Genomic DNA, 19,581 nt, shown 5'->3' with positions numbered 1-19,581 from the left:
GTCGGTGCTTCTGCCGCGCCTGCTTCAACATTAATTTTATCTGAAATCGTGTCTCTAACTACGGACATAACCAATTGCAGCAAATAGTTGATATCTTCTTGGGTTTGCTTGAACTCATTAACGATGGGAATGCCATCTAATTCATCTTGCAGAACTTCGATTTCATTCTCGATTTTTTCCACCATTTTCTTATTTTGGAACGTTTCAAAAGCAACAATCTCTTTTTGCTTCTTCTTAATCGCGCTAATCAATCCTTGAATATCAGGATTCGTTGCAATTTGCTTTTCCGCTTTTTGATAGAACTGAACTTCATTGGAAGTAGTAAGCAACGCAGCTAGTTCCTTCGCTTTCGCCAGAATATCTTCGCGGACGATCATTTCTGTATTCGTAAATTCCTCTACTTGAAATGCATGAGGTTGGTTATCATCATGTGCATGATCACATTGGGACATTTCTTAACACGCTCCTATTTATCCTGTTCGTAATTTTATACAGACATCTGAAGAGGCTTATGTACAATCTCACCCTTCAAAATCCAAGTTTGTGCATGTGTAACTTTGACATGAACCATTTGTCCTATCAAGGATGGATTTCCTGTGAAGTGAATTAGCTTATTCGTCCGGGTACGGCCTGCAAGCACATCTGTATTGTTCTTGCTCTCGCCTTCCACTAAGACTTCGACAGTTTGATCTAGCAAACGTTCATTGCTGTCTTTACTCAGCTTATTCACTAGCTCATTCAGCCTATATAAACGCTGTTTCTTCACTTCCATCGGAACATTATCTTCCATCTCAGCTGCAGGCGTACCTACACGCGGTGAATAGATAAACGTAAATGCAAAGTCAAAGCCTACTTCCTCGTACAGCGTCATCGTATCCTCGAATTGCTCATCCGTCTCACCGGGAAAACCAACGATAATATCTGTCGTTAATACGACATCAGGCATCGTTGCCTTGATTTTACTTGCAAGCTGCAAATAATGATCTCTCGAGTACTTCCGACTCATCCGTTTCAAGACATCTGTGTTACCAGCTTGCACAGGTAAATGGATGTGCTCAACGAGATTGCCACGTTTCCCTAATACCTCAATCAAACGATCATCGAAATCTCGGGGATGTGAGGTTGTAAAACGAATGCGTGGAACATCAATCTTACGAATATCGTCCATCAGATCAGCGAACGTGTACGTTATATCTTCAAAGTCTTTGCCATAGGCATTGACATTCTGTCCAAGTAGCGTAATTTCCTGAAAGCCTTGACGAGCCAGATCTCTGACTTCTGCCAGGACGTCCTGCGGTCTACGGCTTCGTTCCTTACCACGTGTATATGGCACAATACAATAGGTACAGAACTTATCGCAGCCGTACATAATATTAACCCAAGCACGGATACCCTCCCGTTTTTTGGGGAGATTTTCTACGATATCGCCTTCCTTTGACCATACCTCCACAACCATTTCTTTGTTGAAAAAGGCATCTTTCAATAGGCTTGGCAAGCGATGAATATTATGAGTGCCGAAAATCATATCGACAAATGCATGTTTCTGCATAATGCGATTAACCACGGACTCTTCTTGCGACATACAACCGCAAACACCAAGAATAAGCCCTGGCTTCTGTGCTTTCAGCGTCTTCAAATGACCCAGTTCACCGAACACCTTGTCTTCCGCATTCTCACGAATCGCACACGTATTGAGTAGGATCACATCTGCGATCTGCTTGTCTTCCGTAGGCGTATAACCCATTTGCTCGAAAAGACCTCTCATGACTTCGGTATCATGCTCATTCATCTGACATCCATAAGTCGTGATTAAATAATATTTGTCCTTACCAAACTCCTGCATATCTTCTGGAATCGCAAAATCGTAATGAACTTGAATGTCCTCTTTACCACGTTGCTTCTCATCTTTGTAATTAGGTGCAGAATTAATTTGGATGTTTCTACCTTTAATTCGATAAGTCGTTTTGCCCTCTTCTTGGCTTAACACTTTCGCATCCGAGAAGTCAAAGTATTTGGAGTAATCCTTAACCTTGTCGGATTTTAAGTCCGATGTATTTGGGTTCTCCTTTGACATGATGAATTCACTTCCCTTTATCTATAAGTATAGCTCTAACTTGTATTAACCTAATATCAAATTATAGCACAAAAGATACCTGTATATCCATATTGGCTTCCGTTTCAAATTAATGAGAAAAACCTTCTCCAAAGAGAAGGCTCTGAAAACACTTTTACCCAAATGTATATTGTTGCTTAATGATACCCGTCATTTCCTGCGCAGGTAATGGGCGGCTAAATAAATACCCTTGCGCTTCATTACATTCTTTGAGTAGTAGGAATTGAAGCTGCTCTCTCGTTTCTACTCCTTCTGCTATGACCTTCRGATCCAAATTATGTGCCATTGAAATGATTGTATGTACGAGAGCAGCATCTTTCGCATCCTCAAACATATTTCGAGTAAACGATTGGTCAATCTTTAAACTATCAATAGGGAACAACTTTAAATAATTCAAAGATGAATATCCCGTTCCAAAATCGTCGATCGACAAAAAGATCCCCATCGTTTTTAGTTTATGCATAGTCTCAATGGCGTACTTGGTATCTTGAATAATACTTTCTGTTAACTCCAGTTCTAGATACTGGTGATCTAATCCAGACTCATCCAAAGCTTTACTTACCATTTCGATTAAATTACTTTGCTTAAATTGCCTGGAAGATATATTCACAGCGATACGAAACGGTGCATAGCCTTGGTTCTGCCATTCTTTATTTTGGCGACAAGCCTCATTTAGCACCCATTCACCAATTGGAATAATTAATCCGGTTTCTTCTGCGAGTGGAATGAAATCCGCTGGTGATATCGGCCCCCAATCAGGATGCTGCCAACGAATCAATGCCTCTGCTCCAGTAATCTTCCCCGTATTCACATCAATCTGCGGTTGATAAAAAACTTTAAATTCATTTCGCTCCAATGCTTTGCGCAGTCCAATTTCCATTTGCATTTTCTTGGTGACCGCTTCATTCATCTCTGGTGTATAAAACTGAAAGTTATTTTTACCTTGTTCTTTCACACGGTACATCGCGGTATCTGCATTTTTAATCAACGTATCGATATCCCCTCCATCAGATGGATAGAGACTAATACCAATGGAAGGCGTAACGAATAATTCGTGTTCAAGGATAGTAAAAGAATGCGAGAAGATATGAACAATTTTATTCGCATTTTTTATCATCTCATCAGCAGTAGTATGTGCCCAAAGAATAATAAATTCATCGCCGCCTTGCCGAGAAACCGTATCTCCTTTACCGATGCAAGCTTCGAACCGCTTCGCGACMTCAATCAATAATTTATCTCCCATAGCATGGCCAAGCGTATCATTAATAAATTTAAACCGATCCAAATCAATAAACATGATCCCCATACTTTGTTGGTTTTCATACGCTTGGTCTAAAGCTAGATTCAGACGATCATTTAATAAAARCCGATTCGGCAGACCCGTTAAAGGATCACGATACACCATCTGATTAATTTTTTCTTCTGTCCTTTTTCTTTCCGAGATATCTCGAATTATGCAGCTAAAGTATGTGTTGCCTTCTTCTTTCCAGACTGCAAGTGAAAGTTCAATTGGAAGCTCAGTTTGATCTTTACGTAACCCTATTAATTCATAAGTCAATCCGAGCTCATCCATTTCACCAGTGACAGTGGCAAGGAAACTCTCCAATCGCTCTTTATGCGATGCAAAGAACCGTTCAGGGAAAATACGATGTAATTTTTCTCCAATAAGCTCATGTTCTTCATAGCCAAAAATAAGCTTTGCACCCTTATTCCAAGAGATAATTGTCCGATTATGATCAGCCAAGATAATCGCATCATGGGCTGATTCTACAACGGAACGGAATCTTTTCTCCGACATTATCATCTGTGTTTCAAAACGTCTATCGATGAATGTACTGATGAACGCTAGTCCTAGTATGAATAAAATGCCAAAACCTATTAAATAGGCTAGCAATTTCGTATCCAATGTAAGATCTGAAGCGATATGTGAATGATCATGCTTGAATGTTGCTGCTGCCATCCCTGTATAGTGCATACCACTTATTGCAATGCCCATGACCAACGAACTAACTAGCTTCCTTAACAGAATACGAGGTGAGCTGGCATTCTGTTTTACAGAGAATAGCAATAGGAGTGCAACTAAAGAGACAACGTATGCAATGATTGCAGAAAGAGCCCATAGATAGGGATTATATTCAATCGTTGCCCCCATCACCATGGCTTCCATGCCAATGTAGTGCATGGATACGACTCCTGTAGCAATAAAAGTAGCTCCAATAAACACATGTGGTTTGCGCATTACAGGTCTACTTATAATATATAAGGCTAACCAAGAAGCTAGCAACGCTGGAACTATGGAATAAATCACAGTAGATAATTGGTATGTGACAGAAATAGATAAATGAAAAGCTAGCATCGCGACGAAATGCATCGACCAAATACCCATTCCCATAGCAAAAGCACCGCCTGCCAACCAGGCTTGCTTCGCGGAACTTTTGGCCTTATGGATTCGAATTCCAAGATCCAATGCAGCAAATGATGCAATAATAGCAATGAGAATAGAAAAAATGACAAAGGGGATGTGATACGTACTTGAGATCGTTTCCACAGAATGTCTCMTAACTTAAGGCAATGATAATGATATCTACAGGAGGCATTTAATCCGTTCGATAAGCCTAAGCAAATAATATGTATTTTGAATCTAATAAAAACCATTTTACCATGATTTTCTTAGTGCCTCTATACGTTTACGTCGAAAATACTCGAAAAATGCAAAACTTACATCTCAACGTAATTTTCATGCAAAAAAAGCGCAAAAAAGCATCCTTTACACATCTTTGTAAAGGATACTCTTTTTGTATATATTAACCTCATAAATGATTAATGTCATTAATCAATATCATAATAACAATTCTGCTTTGTCACCTGTCTTCACACCCGCTGCATTTCCTTCGTCTGTATCAATATGCATATCCAACGCAAATTGGTCCGACACTCGGGCAATCACATCTTCAAATATTAATGGCCTTTCTCCCCGCAAATGAACGCGTAGAAGTTGTTTGTCCTGAATTCCCCATTGGTTGGCATCAGAGGTATGAAAGTGTATATGTCTCGCCGCTACAATGACTCCCTGCTCCAATGTAACTTCTCCTTTAGAGCCAATAACACGCAATCCAGGTGTTCCTTCAATTTTACCTGATTCGCGCACTGGCGGATGGATGCCCAGTGTGAAAGCATCTGTGCGTGAGACCTCGATTTGCGTTTGTGGTCGAATCGGACCGAGAATTCGGACCTTATCGAATTGTCCTTTCGGTCCTATTACAGCAACCGTTTCTTGTGCTGCGAATTGGCCTGGCTGCGATAGATCCTTGAAATTCGATAACTCATATCMCTCACCGAATAGTGCAAATAAATCAGATTGTGAAAGATGTATATGTCTCGCTGAAACACCAATTGGAATCATAGGCATGGTAGTATTCATCCTCTCATTTAGATCATAATTGTCAGTATTACCGCTCATCAAAAAAGGCATACGGAATATCACCGTATGCCTTCTTAGAAAATTGTTATTTAAACTCAGTAAGCAGTTTGCTGAAGTCAGCTTCGGAAAGCTTAAGATCTTGTTTCGCTAGACCTTCTTTAGCAAAGCTTGGAATGGAATCTTCATAGCTCTTTTTATCTTTGTTTTGGTAGATGATACCTGTCAACATGGAGTTTGTTTCCATGATTTTTGTCATCGCCATCACACGGTTTGTGTAATCATAGTCTGGAATCTCATCCAAATCAACGATATTCTCTTTGAACCAGTCATATGTGTTTACTTTGTTGAAAGTAACACAAGGGCTGAATACGTTGATCAAGGAGAAACCTTTGTGATTCAAACCAGCTTCAATAACAGCTGTTAACTGTTTCAAGTTACTGGAGAAGGATTGTGCTACGAACGAAGCACCTGCAGCCATTGCAATTTCAAGTGGAGAAATTGCGGACTCAATTGTACCGGATGGTACACTTTTCGTTTTGAAACCTTCCGCACTACGTGGTGATGCTTGACCTTTTGTCAAGCCGTAGATTTGGTTGTCCATTACGATGTAAGTAACATCAATGTTACGTCGAATAGCATGAACAGTGTGCCCCATACCAATTGCAAAGCCGTCTCCGTCTCCACCAGAAGCAATAACTGTCAAATCGCGGTTAGCCATTTTCACGCCTTGTGCGATAGGCAAGGATCTTCCGTGAATACCGTGGAATCCGTATGCATTGATGTAACCCGAAATACGTCCAGAACATCCGATACCTGAAACGATTGCTAAGTTTTCTGGCTCTAAACCAACGTTAGCTGAAGCACGCTGAATAGCTGCTTGTACGGAGAAATCTCCGCATCCAGGACACCAGTTAGGCTTTACATTGTTACGAAAGTCTTTTAATGTTGCCATGCTAAAGTCAACTCCTTACATTTTTGTTCAATTTCTGCTGGCAAGAACGGGTTACCGTTGTATTTAAGTACGTTTTTAATTTTATCTGCATGGCCAACATGCAATTTAATTTGATCAGCTAATTGACCTGTAGCGTTGTTTTCTACAACGATAACTTGTTTCGCTTTTTCAACAAGCGGACGAAGCTGGTCAGCTGGGAACGGATGAATCAATCGTACTGTTGCGTGGTTGGTTTTGATGCCTTCCAATTCAACACGACTTCTTGCTTCATCAATTGTTCCACCTGTTGAACCCATACCGATAATAAGAAGATCAGGATTCTCGTGAGGAGCATCAAATTTGATAGCATCTGTCACTTGAATATGTTTCAACTTCTCAAGACGCTTATCCATCATACGTTGACGATTTTCAGTGCTTTCAGAAGGACGACCTGTTTGATCATGCTCTACGCCTGTAACATGGTGAATACCGTTCTTCACGCCAGGGATTACACGAGGAGAAACACCTTTCTCCGTGAACTCATAACGTTTGAACAATTGGTTAGGCTCTTGTTCAGGTGCTTCAGTTACTAGTGCGCCGCGGTCAATCACKATGCGGTTGTAATCAAGCATTTCTGCGGATTGTTTACCTAGTGAAAGTTGAAGATCTGTCATAAGAATAACAGGCACTTGATACTTCTCAGCAAGGTTGAAAGCTTCAATTGTATCGTAGAAGCACTCTTCAATCGTACTTGGAGAAAGAACGATTTTTGGAATTTCACCGTGCGTTCCGTAAACCATTGCATTTAAATCAGATTGCTCTTGTTTAGTAGGAAGTCCTGTACTTGGACCACCACGTTGCGTATCAACGATTACTACTGGAGTCTCTGTCATACCTGCAAGGCCAATTGCTTCCATCATGAGGGACAAACCAGGACCAGCTGAAGCTGTAAGCGCACGAGCACCAGCGTAGTTAGCGCCGATAGCCATTGTACATGCTGCAATTTCATCTTCCGTTTGAATAACTGTCCCACCCAATTTAGGAAGTACTTTTTGTAAATACTCCATAACTTCGGAAGCTGGTGTAATAGGATAAGCCGGCATGAAGCGGCAACCTGCAGCAACTGCTCCAAGAGCGATTGCATCATTTCCGATCATGAACAATTTTTGTTGTCCGTCTGCAGGCTCAAGTTGGAAGTCAGCGATAGGACCGCCAGCTAGTTCAAGTACAGATTCTGCACCTTTGCGAACCGCTTCAATATTCTTCTCAACGACAGCTGCACCTTTACGGCCAAATTCTTCTTCAACAGCTTTATTAAACACGTCAATCGGCAAGCCAAGAAGAGCCCATGAAGCGCCTGACGCGGCCATGTTCTTAAATAGGGAAGTTCCTAATTCCTCTGCAATTGCAGTGATCGGTACTGGGAACAATCTAGCTTTGATCCCTTCTGGTAAAACAGGGTTAAATTTAGCATCCGCAACGATGACACCATTGTCGCGAAGTTCGTGAGCGTTGAAATCGATACTTTCTTGGTCGAAAGCAACAAGAATATCCAAATCGTCTGAGATTGCGCGAATCGGTTTGGTGCTGATGCGAATCTTGTTATTTGTATGTCCCCCCTTAATCCGTGAAGAGAAATGACGGTACCCATACAAATAGTAACCGAGACGGTTCAATGCAGTAGAGAAAATGCGGTCTGTACTTTCGACCCCTTCACCCTGCTGACCTCCGATTTTCCAAGATAACTGACTAATCACCGTACGTCCACTCCTTTTGATTGTAGCTGCGTGAAGAAAATTTGATAAGCTGATTGTTTAGTAATTTAAGATGTTGCAATAAAAAATTTCTTTCACTTGTCATCCAAATTCTATGCCTTTACAGAGTAAATTGCAAGAGGTTTCACTGTTTCTAACAGATAGAGTTTTTAGATTGTATCCATATCAATATTAGATTGATTATCACTTATTCATTGCGGAAGGTTCCGMAACATGAAATTTCGCCAGTTCCCATACAAAAACGCCTCCACTTGCGACTCCGTATAGTTTTTACACAAAGCTTCTATAATATTTCCGTAATCTCCAACATGTCTTAAATCTTTTACCCATTGTTCAATCCCATCAAAATCCGAACCAAAACCTATTTGGGACTCCCCGCCTAATGCACAGATATGATCGATATGTTTCAGAATCGCTGAAATCTCTACTGTCGTTTTCAAGTTCTCCAGAAAGTAAGGAACAAAAGTAATTCCCATTATACCTTTACATTGTATGATAGCTTTAATCTGATCGTCTGATAAATTTCTTGGATGAGGACATAAATGATAAGCGTTTGAATGTGACGCGATAAACGGTTTTTTGTAAACCTCCACTAGCTCCCAGAAGCCCTCAACAGAAAGATGGGACACATCGACTATTATACCCATAGTTTCTAATTCTTTTAACATGAGCTTCCCTTTTTTTGTAAATCCGCCTTTTCTTTGTTCCATGACGCCATCCGCAGCCCAATTTGCGTAGTTCCACGTAAGTCCTGCACAACGAACGCCTAAGTATTCGAGAATTCGCAAGTTGGTTAGATTACCAGCAAGCGCATCCATACCTTCTAATGTCAAAATAGCACCAATCTCCTGTGTTTGCTCCACGTCTAACCAATCCGAAGCCGTACGAATAAATCTCATTTTCGGGTGACTAATAATCTTTCGATGAAAAATATCTACCATTTGCAGAATATGCTCAAAGCTAGGGTTAGGGATCGATTCCGAAAGATAGATCGCAAAACATTGTACTTTAACACCTGCCTGCTGCAGCTTCGGAAAGCTTACATCCAATTCTAATACATCCTGGTTAAAATCCAGTTTACCATTCTGATATAACTTCGTTAGTGCGTCACAATGTCCATCTACAATTTTCATTATAACCCGCCTCCACACATCGCACTTTATGTCCAAACAGCACAAAAACCTCTATACAGAGGTTTCATAGGTACTGTGATAACATTTCGATTTAACTGGCTGTCAGTCATGAAAGTCAACACTTATACAGTTGCCTTACCGTCTACCGAGGCTCGACAATCAATTTAATAGCTGTCCGGTCCTCCCCATCAATAACGATATCCGTGAAGGCTGGTACACATATTAAGTCGACTCCACTAGGCGCCACAAACCCTCTTGCGATAGCTACTGCTTTGATGGCTTGGTTCAATGCGCCTGCACCTATCGCTTGAAGCTCAGCGGCTCCACGCTCACGCAATACGCCTGCCAATGCACCTGCTACGGAGTTTGGATTGGATTTTGCTGAAACTTTTAACACATCCATGAATAGTACCTCCTCGGAAATGATGGATAGCTTCCAATACCCATCATATTCACGAGATGCACGAAACATGCTACCTCATCCCATTTATACGGATACCACTAGTATCTTTACTACTAATCCATAAATACTTGATCTTCATCATATCTAATCAAGTTAATCCCTTTAGCTAAACCTGTCTGATCGTTTAATTCTATAACAACGGCATGGAAATGCCATTTGCCTTCATCTGTAATGAAACGTACGGGAAGCTGCGTCTTAAACTTCTGAAGCACTGCGTTGCGTTCTACCCCTAGGATGCCATCACGAGGCCCTACCATCCCCACATCCGTCACATATGCAGTACCTTGAGGCAATACACGATTATCATTTGTTTGAACGTGTGTGTGCGTGCCAACGACCGCAGACACCTTCCCGTCCAAATGCCAACCCATCGCAATTTTCTCCGAAGTGGCTTCCGCATGGAAATCCACAAAAACAAACTTATGTTTTTTCTTATCAGCTTCCAATATGTCATCCACTTTACGGAATGGACAATCAATTGGCGGCAAGAATGTTCGTCCTTGCAAATTAATAATAAGAAGTTCTTGGTCCTTCACTTTGATGACTGTATGACCTTTGCCTGGCGTACCTGGCGGGAAGTTCGCAGGACGCACCATTTTATCGTCACGATCAATAAAATCGAAGATTTCTTTCTGATCCCAGGTGTGGTTTCCCATCGTAATGGCCTGAATACCCATTTCATATATTTCTTTGGCAATTGCTTGCGTAATCCCTTTACCCGCGGCTGCATTCTCACCGTTGGCAATGAAGACAGCATGCGGATGTAATTGCTTAAGTCTTGGCATGATATTTTTCAATGCTTTTCTTCCCACAGAACCTACGATGTCACCAATAAACACAATTTTCATAACGTAAAACGAGCTCCTTTATATGACCCAATTCTATTCGGCCTTGAAAATAAGGAAAAGTGGCTATAATAGCCACTTTTCGCATTTGCTTCTTATTTAGCGTATTCAACCGCTCTTGTTTCACGAATGACCGTAACCTTAATATGTCCTGGATAATCGAGTTCACCTTCGATTTTCTTCGTAATATCACGGGCTAAACGGAACGCTTCGGTGTCATCCACTTTCTCTGGCTGCACCATGACACGTACTTCACGACCTGCTTGAATGGCGTAGGATTTCTCAACACCTTCAAATGATTCTGAAATCTCTTCCAGCTTCTCAAGACGTTTAATATACGTTTCTAGCGTTTCTCTTCGAGCACCTGGTCTCGCCGCTGACAATGCGTCCGCAGCACCGACTAACATGGCAATTACTGAAGTTGCTTCCACATCACCGTGATGTGAAGCAATACTATTAATTACAATAGGATGCTCTTTGTATTTCTTGCCTATCTCAACACCGATTTCGACGTGAGACCCTTCCACTTCATGGTCTAACGCTTTACCAATGTCATGAAGCAGCCCGGCACGTTTCGCCAAAGTTACGTCTACCCCGAGCTCTCCGGCCATTAAACCAGCCAGATACGCTACTTCCATGGAATGTTTCAACACGTTTTGTCCGTAACTTGTTCTGAACTTCAGGCGCCCCAAAATTTTGATCAAGTCAGGATGCAAACCATGTACCCCAACTTCAAACGTCGCTTGTTCTCCATATTCGCGGATACGTTCGTCCACTTCTTTGCGAGACTTCTCAACCATCTCTTCGATACGTGCGGGATGAATACGTCCATCCGCCACAAGTTTCTCAAGTGATGTGCGAGCAATTTCACGACGGATTGGGTCAAAACCAGATAAGATTACTGCTTCAGGTGTATCATCAATAATAAGGTCAATACCGGTCAAAGTTTCCAATGCTCGGATATTTCTACCTTCACGACCGATAATGCGACCCTTCATTTCTTCATTAGGCAACGAGACAACGGATACCGTAGTTTCCGCTACGTGATCTGCCGCACAACGCTGAATAGCAAGTGTGATGATCTCACGTGCTTTCTTATCGCCTTCTTCTTTGGCTTGTTGTTCAATCTCTTTGATTAGCTGAGCAGTTTCATGACGAACTTCTTGCTCTACATTAGTAAGAATGATGCTCTTAGCTTCTTCCATTGTAAGACCAGAAATTCGTTCCAATTCGGAAACTTGACTTTTATAGAGCTGATCAATTTGTGTTTGTGTATCCTCGATTCGCTTCTCTTTGTTGGCTACTAGCTCTTCTTTACGCTCGAGAGACTCTAATTTTTTATCCAGCGATTCCTCTTTTTGCAACAATCGTCTTTCTTGTCGTTGAATTTCATTCCGACGTTCACGAATGTCTTTTTCAGCTTCGGATCGTAGTTTGTGCACTTCGTCCTTTGCTTCCAGAACCGTTTCTTTTTTCAGTGCTTCTGCTTCCTTTTTGGCAGATTCTTTTATCTGCTCAGCGGCTGTTTCAGCACTGGAAATTTTCGCTTCTGCAAGAGATTTACGGATAAAATAACCAATCCMTAAGCATGCAGCTCCAACAACGAGAATGATCGCGATCCAGATGGCAGTCATCATCTTGTTCACCTCCTCGTTGGTTTCTCCAAGGTGTTAGCCTGGGGTACCTTCGGTTTTTTAATCCGATTCAATTGTTTGACTAGTCATACATACCCTTAAAATGTAAGAGTATGGCTTTTAAATGAATGCGCACAGTGCGTTAGGGCACCATAGTGCTAATAATCCATAATCAACAGTGTAAAAATTGGCGGTTTTTACAGCTGTCTTCTCAAAATCAATGAAATTTAGTATGATTTTGAATACATTATGAAAATATACACTGTTATTTTATCTTTTGTCGAAGAAGCTTGTCAAGCGAATGTCCTAGAGTTGATTATTTAGACCCAAAACACAATCGCAAATAGTTAATGTCATTAAGTTTCTTCAAAACTAATTAACGTGATTAATTATCCTCGAATCCATCCTCCATAAACTCCATCTCTTCCTCGTCTGATTCATTACTTATGAGCCCCAAAACCTTAGTAACTATGGCACCCGTGTAACCTCTTCGCATTAGAAATGCCGCAGTTTTACGCTTTCTATCCATTAGTTTTCCCGAAGTTTGCTTCCATTTCGTTCTCGCTATTTTCAGTGCCCCGACATACTCATCCTCTGGATTAATCAACTCCATGGTACTTTTAACCACATCTTGATGAATCCCTTTTTGTTGAAGTTCTTGTCGAATCAGATTACGTCCTTTGCGTTGAGAAATTACTCGGTTGTCCGTCCACATCTTAGCGAATTCTTCATCATTGACGTATTTATTTTCAATTAGCTTGTCACTCGCCCAATCAATAATAGGCGCTTCAAAACCTTTCTCTTTCAATTTACGTTTCACCTCAGATAGGGAATGCGGACGTCTCCCTACCATATGGAGAGCTTTTACATAGGCCATATTTCGCTCTTCATCTAAAATGATAGCTTCAATCGCTTGCTGATATAGGGATTCTCCTTTGTTCAAACGATGCTTGATCAGAATATCTTCATGAACAGAAAAAGCGTACTCCTCATTCAGATAAATGTTATAGCGATGTCTTCCTTGTTTTTGTTTTTCCACTTTGGTTATTACTTGTAATTCTTCCTCTTCGTGATTCATCTCAACAATCCCCCAAATGAAGAAAAAACACCCCAACACAAGGTTAAGGTGCTTCATCCATCCTATTTTTCAAACCTATTCAAAAGCTGTTTCCAACTCGTCTTCTTCTTCATCCGTGTTCGGACCAACAACTTTAATCAAATTACTATTTTCTCTAATTCTTAGCTCAATCGTTTCGGAGATCGCTTTGTTATCTTTCAAGAATTGCTTCGCGTTCTCACGTCCTTGGCCAAGACGCTCACCTTCATACGAATACCAAGCGCCGCTCTTATTCACGATATCCAGCTCAGTTCCGATATCAATAATGCTACCTTCGCGTGAGATACCTTCACCGTACATAATATCGACTTCAGCTTGTTTAAATGGAGGTGCTACTTTATTCTTAACAACCTTAATTCTCGTACGGTTACCAACCATGTCATTGCCTTGCTTGATCGTTTCAATACGACGAACATCCAATCGAACGGAAGAGTAGAACTTCAATGCACGTCCACCCGGAGTAGTCTCTGGATTTCCGAACATAACGCCAACCTTTTCACGCAATTGGTTGATGAAGATAGCGATAACTTTAGATTTATTGATTGCACCAGACAGCTTACGAAGCGCTTGTGACATCAAACGTGCTTGAAGACCTACGTGAGAATCCCCCATGTCGCCTTCAATTTCTGCTTTCGGTACTAGTGCTGCAACGGAGTCGATAACAATAATATCTACCGCACCACTACGAACAAGCGCTTCAGCGATTTCAAGTGCTTGCTCACCTGTATCTGGTTGTGAAAGCAATAATTCATCTATATTAATTCCAAGCTTGCTTGCATAAGAAGGATCTAACGCATGCTCCGCATCGATAAAGGCAGCTTGTCCACCCACTCTTTGAACTTCAGCAATCGCATGTAAAGCTACAGTTGTTTTACCTGATGACTCTGGTCCGTAAACTTCAATAATTCTTCCGCGTGGGAATCCACCTATTCCAAGTGCGATATCCAGAGCAAGTGCGCCCGAAGAAATCGTTTCAACTTGCATATGAGTAGATTCTCCAAGTTTCATAATGGAGCCTTTTCCGAACTGTTTCTCAATTTGACGTAATGCATTATCTAGCGCGGCACGACGATCTGACAAAACGACCACTTCCTTCTATCATTATAGGTATATGATAACTTGTTTTGGCATGTTTGCCAAGCATTTTTTCGAACATACATTCGTTTTTTTGCRAACAAACAAAAAACCGTAACAAAGTTATCGCTTTGCTACGGTTCTTCCGTTAACTAACTCTGATTATAGAGGATTTCTAGTTTTCTTTCAACTGTTTCCATAATTGATAGAGTGCACGTTTAGCAGCTCTTAATTTAATTGACTCCCTATTGCCTGAAAGTTGGAGAGTAAACACTTCCGTCTTCGCATGCTTTTGTGCTAATCCCACATAGACCAGCCCTACAGGCTTCCCTTCAGACGGGCTTGGACCCGCCACACCGGTCACGGAGATGCCAAAGTCACTACCAGTCCTAACTAGCAACTGTTCGGCTAAAATGACCGCTGTTTCGCTGCTAACAGCACCCGGAGCACCTTCCCCCTCCAAAATATCCATTGGCACACCGAGCAGCTTATGTTTTAACGCGTTTGAGTAAACGATAATCCCGCCTAAGAAAGTTTCTGAGCTACCTGGTACTGTCGTTATTAAATCACTGAGCAAACCTCCCGTACAGCTCTCAGCGACTGTTAACGTCTTCTTGCGGGCTGCCAGCAATTGCAAGACTACCGTTTCAATAGGGACGTCCTGATCCGCATATAGATACTCACCAAGGCGCTTCTTAATTTCGGCTTCCGTCGCTTCCAGCTTCAGCTCGCCTTCTGCTGCCGCATGGGCACGCGTTGTTAATCGTATTGTTACTTCAGCTTCTTTGGCGTAAGGAGCAATTGTCGGGTCAGTCTGTGATTGAATCAAATCTAACAACTGATGCTCCAAATTGGACTCACCTATGCCTGCAAACTTCAACATTTTCGAATACAGCGGAACTTCATTTGTCATTCGTAATTGAAGCCAAGGCATCGCATATTTGGTAAACATCGGCTTCATTTCTTTCGGAGGTCCCGGTAAAAGCACGAAATGTGCCCCCTCGAATGTGAGCGCATTTCCAACAGCCAAACCTGTCTCGTTATGTAAGGGATCGCTTCCTTCTAGCATAAGCGCTTGACGACGATTGCTTTCCACCATATGAATCCCTCTAGAAGCAAACATCTCAGAAATAGCCTCCATAGAAGGCTCGTGAAGCACCAGATTACGGCCAGTCAGTGTAGCTAATACATCCTTAGTCAGATCATCCTGCGTTGGCCCTAATCCTCCTGTACAGATCACAACATCAGCTCGAGAAGCAGCTAATCGAAGGCTGTCCAACAAGCGCTGCTCATTATCTCCAACAACCGTTTGAAAGTACATATCAATCCCTAGTGCTGCACATTCTCTAGAAATAAACTGCGCATTGGTATTCACGATTTGACCAAGCAACAGTTCTGTTCCTACCGCAATGATTTCTGCTTTCATTTATGCACCCTCCTTAAAATGAGAAAACCTCTAACGTGATCGCTCGTTATTGATCGACCGCGTTTAGAGGTAAAGTTTAATGGAACTATGACTTTTCAGAAAAGTCTATGACATGTTTATTTTTAACGAAATATTCCACACCTGAATAAACGGTAATAATTGCTGCAGCCCAACTAGCTATAACATCAAAGCGAAAATCTAGAAACGTAAATGGAAAATTATTAATCAGCAGTGCAATGATGGCTGTAATTTGAGCCGCGGTCTTCGCTTTGCCCCATTTGCTGGCCGCCATGACTGTACCCTCTAAGAGGGCAATTTGACGAAGTCCAGTCACAGCCCATTCTCTGCTAATAATGACAATAACGATCCAAGCATCAACTTTATCCATTTCTACTAATGAAACAAGTACAGCGGTAACAAGCAGCTTGTCTGCCAATGGATCCAAAAGCTTGCCCAAATTCGTAACAAGATTACGTTTCCTAGCAATGTAACCATCTAAGCTATCTGTACTCGCAGCAATAATAAAAATTAAAGCAGCAATAATTTGATTATACGTTATGCTAAACTCCTCTATCCGTATTTGAGGAAATTTTACCTTAATCAACAAAAAGAACATGATGATGGGTACTAATAAAATTCTCGCTACGGTGATGCGGTTAGCTAAGTTCATGCAATTACCTCCCCGGATAAGTCAAACTCATAGGAGTGGGTAACACGAACTTTCGCAAGTTCTCCAATGTTCAATTTGGCATTCGAAACGAATACTTCACCATCAATTTCAGGTGCGTCGAATTGGGAGCGCCCAATATATACGTCGCTTCTGCCATCGTATCTTTCAATAAGCACGTCAATTTCTTGCCCAATACGTCGACCGCCGCGAATATTTGAAATTTCACGTTGAATTTCCATAATTGCGTTAGCCCGGTATTCTTTCACATCATCAGGCACTTGATCCGGCAGTCTTGCTGCTGGCGTATCATCTTCTTTGGAGTAGGCAAACACACCAAGACGATCGAACTGAACATCACGCACGAATTGTTTTAAGTTCTCAAAATCTTGTTCAGTCTCACCTGGGAAACCAACAATAAGCGACGTACGCAAAGCAACATCTGGAATCGCTTCGCGAATTTTACGAACGAGTTCTCGCGTATCCTTTTGGCGGCCTGGTCTACGCATACGCTTAAGAATAGAATCTTCACTATGCTGCAAAGGCATATCAATGTACTTGCATACTTTAGGATTCGTTGCCATCACTTCAATCAGTTCATCACTGAAGAAGCCCGGGTATGCATAGTGCAGACGTACCCACTCAATGCCTTCAACTTCACTTACTTTGTTCAGCAAGGTAGGAAGCATGAAGCTATCATAAATATCCGTTCCATAGTTTGTGGAATCTTGGGCAATTAAGCTAATTTCCTTAACGCCTTGAGCCGCAAGGTTAGCAACTTCTGCAACGACCGATTCCATGCTTCTGCTCTTAAAAGCACCGCGCATAATTGGAATGGAGCAGAATGTACAAGCGTTATCGCAACCTTCTGCAATTTTCACATAGGCTGTATAACGAGGAGTCGTCATCAGTCTAGGAAGGTCAGCGTCATAGTTAAATACCGGATTCCCTACTAGAACCGGTTTCTTCCCTCTAAGCGCTTCGTCCACAATGTGATTAATTTTATCAAAATCACCCGTACCTACAATGCCATCGATCTCAGGCATCTCTTCCATTAACTGCTTTTTGTATCGTTGTGTTAAACAGCCTGAAACGATTAGCGCCTTGAGATTCGCTGTTTGTTTCAGTTCTGCCATATCCAAAATTGTATTTACGGATTCTTCTTTAGCTGCATCAATGAACCCGCAAGTGTTCACGATAATGACTGTAGCATCTTCCTTGTTGTCTACAAGTTGGAAACCCCGGCCATGAATTAAACCTGACATAATCTCGGAATCAACTAAATTCTTCTCGCATCCGAGAGTAACTACTTTAACCTTTTCTGTCATGAAAGAAACAACCTCCAATAGTCCTAAAAAACACTCCCTACCAGTATAATACAAGCCAATAGGGGTGTCAAAATGTAAAAACCCCCTGCATCCAGGGGGTTTTCCTTCAAGTAAGCATATATTCCTGATTATTTCATATTAACAAACTGCAAATCCAATGGAATATCTGCTTTCCGAAGCAACGCGATAACAGCCTGTAAATCGTCACGGCTCTTCCCGGTTACACGGATTTGATCCCCTTGAATTTGAGTTTTCACTTTCAATTTTGAATCACGAATCAGTATATTAATTTTCTTGGAGTTGTCTTGATCGACACCTTGTTTCATGCTGATTTTCTGTCTAACTGTAGAACCAGCTGCTGGCTCTACTTTGGAATATTCGAGATTTTTAATCGAGATTCCACGTTTGGTCATTTTTGCATGCATAATATCAAGGACGTTCTGAAGCTTAAACTCATCATCCGAAGTGACAACAAGCTGATCTTTATCTAATTTAATGCTACTTTTACTTCCTTTAAAATCAAAACGGGTCAACATCTCTTTCTCCGCTTGTTGAATCGCATTATTCAGTTCTTGCATATCCACTTTGGATACAATATCAAATGAACTCTCTGAACTCATCTACATCCCAACATCCCTTCCATCAAATTACAATAGCATTATAGCAAGAACACATAAAAAAGGAAATATCCAACCGCCAATGGCATCGAATATTTCCCATCAAACTATTTTCATTACCCGGGAAAGCGCAGGAACTGGCAAATTGCTAGCTTTTCTGCAAATTCAGTTGAACCCGCTTCGGATTCGGCGTATCGCCAACAGGTACGAGAGTGCCATTGACCATGAGCTGCAATGCACTAGCTGCACCAACATTCAAAAAAGCTGAACTTGCTAAATCAAATGTATCCGTATCACCGGAATTATACAGTTTCTGTCTTAGCAACTCCCCCTTCTCACCCTCAGGGGTAAGTGCATTAACAGCGATCCAGCAAGAACCGGTAATTTTGAATTGAATATTCAAATTTGCAGTACCTGTAATGATGTAATTATCTACACCCTTTTCAGTTGCGCTAAATTTCACCTGCACAGCAGGCGGTGTTGGGGTCGGAGCTGGTGTTGGGCTTGGCGTTGAAAGCACTGTTGCTTTACCATCCCCAGTAGCATTAACAGACGTGCTCGGCGAAGGGTTCGTCGAGTCTGTAATACGCGGCGATTGCGTTTGCGTTGGCTTCTCATCCGCTGGCGTTCCCTTATAATTCTTATATGTATAATAGTATACGATCCCGAATATGAGCAAAATAAAACAGATAAACATCAGGCTCGAAGCCCAGCGGCTCATCTTTTCTGTGTTGCGAACACTTGATCTATTCTTGCGAATCGCTTCCACAACGGGCTTCTCAATCGTTGGAGCTGGAAGCGTTGACTGATACATAATCAGAACTTCATTCGGATCAAGCCCTAATGCTTCCGCATAACTTTTAATAAAAGCCCTCACATAGAAACTTCMTGGCAGCACCTTGTAGTTTCCTTCTTCGATGGCTTCTAGATAACGCTTGCGGATCTTAGTAACTTCCTGGAGATCATCCAGTGAAATCTTTTTTTCCAGTCGAGTTTTGCGCAAAATGTAGCCTAAGTCAGACATATGGTCACCTCCC

Annotated in this window: 17 protein-coding genes; all 17 read right to left on the bottom strand. The window is 41.6% G+C overall.

Annotated elements, in window-relative coordinates:
* On the bottom strand, positions 1–452 hold a 452-nt coding region (locus AC1DLM_RS31060; RefSeq protein WP_477572131.1), incomplete at its 3' end, for a YlbF/YmcA family competence regulator.
* A gap of 35 nt (positions 453–487) precedes the next feature.
* The gene (miaB, locus tag AC1DLM_RS31055) at positions 488–2,074 is read right to left on the bottom strand and encodes a tRNA (N6-isopentenyl adenosine(37)-C2)-methylthiotransferase MiaB (protein WP_441991986.1); all 1,587 of its coding nucleotides are present in this window, start codon (positions 2,072–2,074) and stop codon (positions 488–490) included.
* Between the two features lie 154 nt (positions 2,075–2,228).
* Entirely contained in the window at positions 2,229–4,661 is a 2,433-nt protein-coding gene (locus AC1DLM_RS31050) for an EAL domain-containing protein (protein ID WP_477572130.1), read from the bottom strand.
* A gap of 291 nt (positions 4,662–4,952) precedes the next feature.
* Positions 4,953–5,522 (bottom strand): phosphate propanoyltransferase, encoded by a 570-nt coding sequence (gene pduL, locus AC1DLM_RS31045; protein WP_477572129.1) that lies wholly within the window; start codon positions 5,520–5,522, stop codon positions 4,953–4,955.
* A 97-nt stretch (positions 5,523–5,619) separates the two neighbouring features.
* The gene (locus tag AC1DLM_RS31040; RefSeq protein WP_056625142.1) at positions 5,620–6,486 is read right to left on the bottom strand and encodes a 2-oxoacid:ferredoxin oxidoreductase subunit beta; all 867 of its coding nucleotides are present in this window, start codon (positions 6,484–6,486) and stop codon (positions 5,620–5,622) included.
* Positions 6,474–8,222 (bottom strand): 2-oxoacid:acceptor oxidoreductase subunit alpha, encoded by a 1,749-nt coding sequence (locus AC1DLM_RS31035; RefSeq protein WP_441991989.1) that lies wholly within the window; start codon positions 8,220–8,222, stop codon positions 6,474–6,476. Before AC1DLM_RS31035 ends, AC1DLM_RS31040 begins: the two co-directional genes overlap by 13 nt.
* Before the next feature lie 209 nt (positions 8,223–8,431).
* Positions 8,432–9,373, bottom strand: coding sequence for a dipeptidase (locus AC1DLM_RS31030; RefSeq protein WP_477572128.1), 942 nt, complete (start codon positions 9,371–9,373; stop codon positions 8,432–8,434).
* A gap of 142 nt (positions 9,374–9,515) precedes the next feature.
* Positions 9,516–9,776: a stage V sporulation protein S gene (locus AC1DLM_RS31025; protein ID WP_028558349.1), complete on the bottom strand. Its 261-nt coding sequence runs from the start codon at positions 9,774–9,776 to the stop codon at positions 9,516–9,518.
* 113 nt (positions 9,777–9,889) lie between these two features.
* The gene (locus tag AC1DLM_RS31020; RefSeq protein ID WP_171635886.1) at positions 9,890–10,684 is read right to left on the bottom strand and encodes a TIGR00282 family metallophosphoesterase; all 795 of its coding nucleotides are present in this window, start codon (positions 10,682–10,684) and stop codon (positions 9,890–9,892) included.
* Positions 10,685–10,776: 92 nt separating this feature from the next.
* A complete protein-coding gene (gene rny, locus AC1DLM_RS31015) occupies positions 10,777–12,318 on the bottom strand; it encodes a ribonuclease Y (protein ID WP_477572127.1) in 1,542 nt (513 codons plus the stop codon).
* Positions 12,319–12,700: 382 nt separating this feature from the next.
* Positions 12,701–13,393, bottom strand: a complete 693-nt coding sequence (locus tag AC1DLM_RS31010) for a regulatory protein RecX (protein WP_441991992.1) — start codon at positions 13,391–13,393, stop codon at positions 12,701–12,703.
* Positions 13,394–13,468: 75 nt separating this feature from the next.
* Entirely contained in the window at positions 13,469–14,512 is a 1,044-nt protein-coding gene (gene recA / locus AC1DLM_RS31005) for a recombinase RecA (RefSeq protein ID WP_436236116.1), read from the bottom strand.
* A 169-nt stretch (positions 14,513–14,681) separates the two neighbouring features.
* Positions 14,682–15,932 carry a competence/damage-inducible protein A gene (locus tag AC1DLM_RS31000; protein WP_441991993.1) on the bottom strand — a complete coding sequence of 417 codons (1,251 nt, stop codon included), beginning with the start codon at positions 15,930–15,932 and terminating at the stop codon, positions 14,682–14,684.
* Positions 15,933–16,017: 85 nt separating this feature from the next.
* Complete coding sequence (pgsA, locus tag AC1DLM_RS30995) at positions 16,018–16,602, bottom strand: CDP-diacylglycerol--glycerol-3-phosphate 3-phosphatidyltransferase (protein WP_441991994.1); 585 nt, start codon at positions 16,600–16,602, stop codon at positions 16,018–16,020.
* The gene (gene rimO / locus AC1DLM_RS30990; protein ID WP_441991995.1) at positions 16,599–17,927 is read right to left on the bottom strand and encodes a 30S ribosomal protein S12 methylthiotransferase RimO; all 1,329 of its coding nucleotides are present in this window, start codon (positions 17,925–17,927) and stop codon (positions 16,599–16,601) included. Before rimO ends, pgsA begins: the two co-directional genes overlap by 4 nt.
* A 128-nt stretch (positions 17,928–18,055) precedes the next feature.
* On the bottom strand, positions 18,056–18,547 hold the full coding sequence (locus AC1DLM_RS30985; RefSeq protein ID WP_056625112.1) for a YajQ family cyclic di-GMP-binding protein: 492 nt from the start codon (positions 18,545–18,547) through the stop codon (positions 18,056–18,058).
* Between the two features lie 145 nt (positions 18,548–18,692).
* On the bottom strand, positions 18,693–19,581 hold an 889-nt coding region (locus tag AC1DLM_RS30980; RefSeq protein WP_477572126.1), incomplete at its 5' end, for a RodZ domain-containing protein.

The sequence above is a fragment of the Paenibacillus sp. 01T442 genome, assembly GCF_056398345.1.
Note: the sequence above shows the minus strand (reverse complement) of the source record. Positions and strands in the feature narration are given on the sequence as shown.

Bases quoted from the DNA above. Each gene is read 5' to 3' on its own strand.
- pgsA (WP_441991994.1), bottom strand. From the start codon at position 16,602: ATGAACTTAGCTAACCGCATCACCGTAGCGAGAATTTTATTAGTACCC.
- AC1DLM_RS31025 (WP_028558349.1), bottom strand. From the start codon at position 9,776: ATGGATGTGTTAAAAGTTTCAGCAAAATCCAATCCAAACTCCGTAGCA.
- AC1DLM_RS30985 (WP_056625112.1), bottom strand. From the start codon at position 18,547: ATGAGTTCAGAGAGTTCATTTGATATTGTATCCAAAGTGGATATGCAA.
- AC1DLM_RS31040 (WP_056625142.1), bottom strand. From the start codon at position 6,486: ATGGCAACATTAAAAGACTTTCGTAACAATGTAAAGCCTAACTGGTGT.
- AC1DLM_RS31000 (WP_441991993.1), bottom strand. From the start codon at position 15,932: ATGAAAGCAGAAATCATTGCGGTAGGAACAGAACTGTTGCTTGGTCAA.
- AC1DLM_RS31010 (WP_441991992.1), bottom strand. From the start codon at position 13,393: ATGAATCACGAAGAGGAAGAATTACAAGTAATAACCAAAGTGGAAAAA.
- rimO (WP_441991995.1), bottom strand. From the start codon at position 17,927: ATGACAGAAAAGGTTAAAGTAGTTACTCTCGGATGCGAGAAGAATTTA.
- miaB (WP_441991986.1), bottom strand. From the start codon at position 2,074: ATGTCAAAGGAGAACCCAAATACATCGGACTTAAAATCCGACAAGGTT.
- AC1DLM_RS31020 (WP_171635886.1), bottom strand. From the start codon at position 10,684: ATGAAAATTGTGTTTATTGGTGACATCGTAGGTTCTGTGGGAAGAAAA.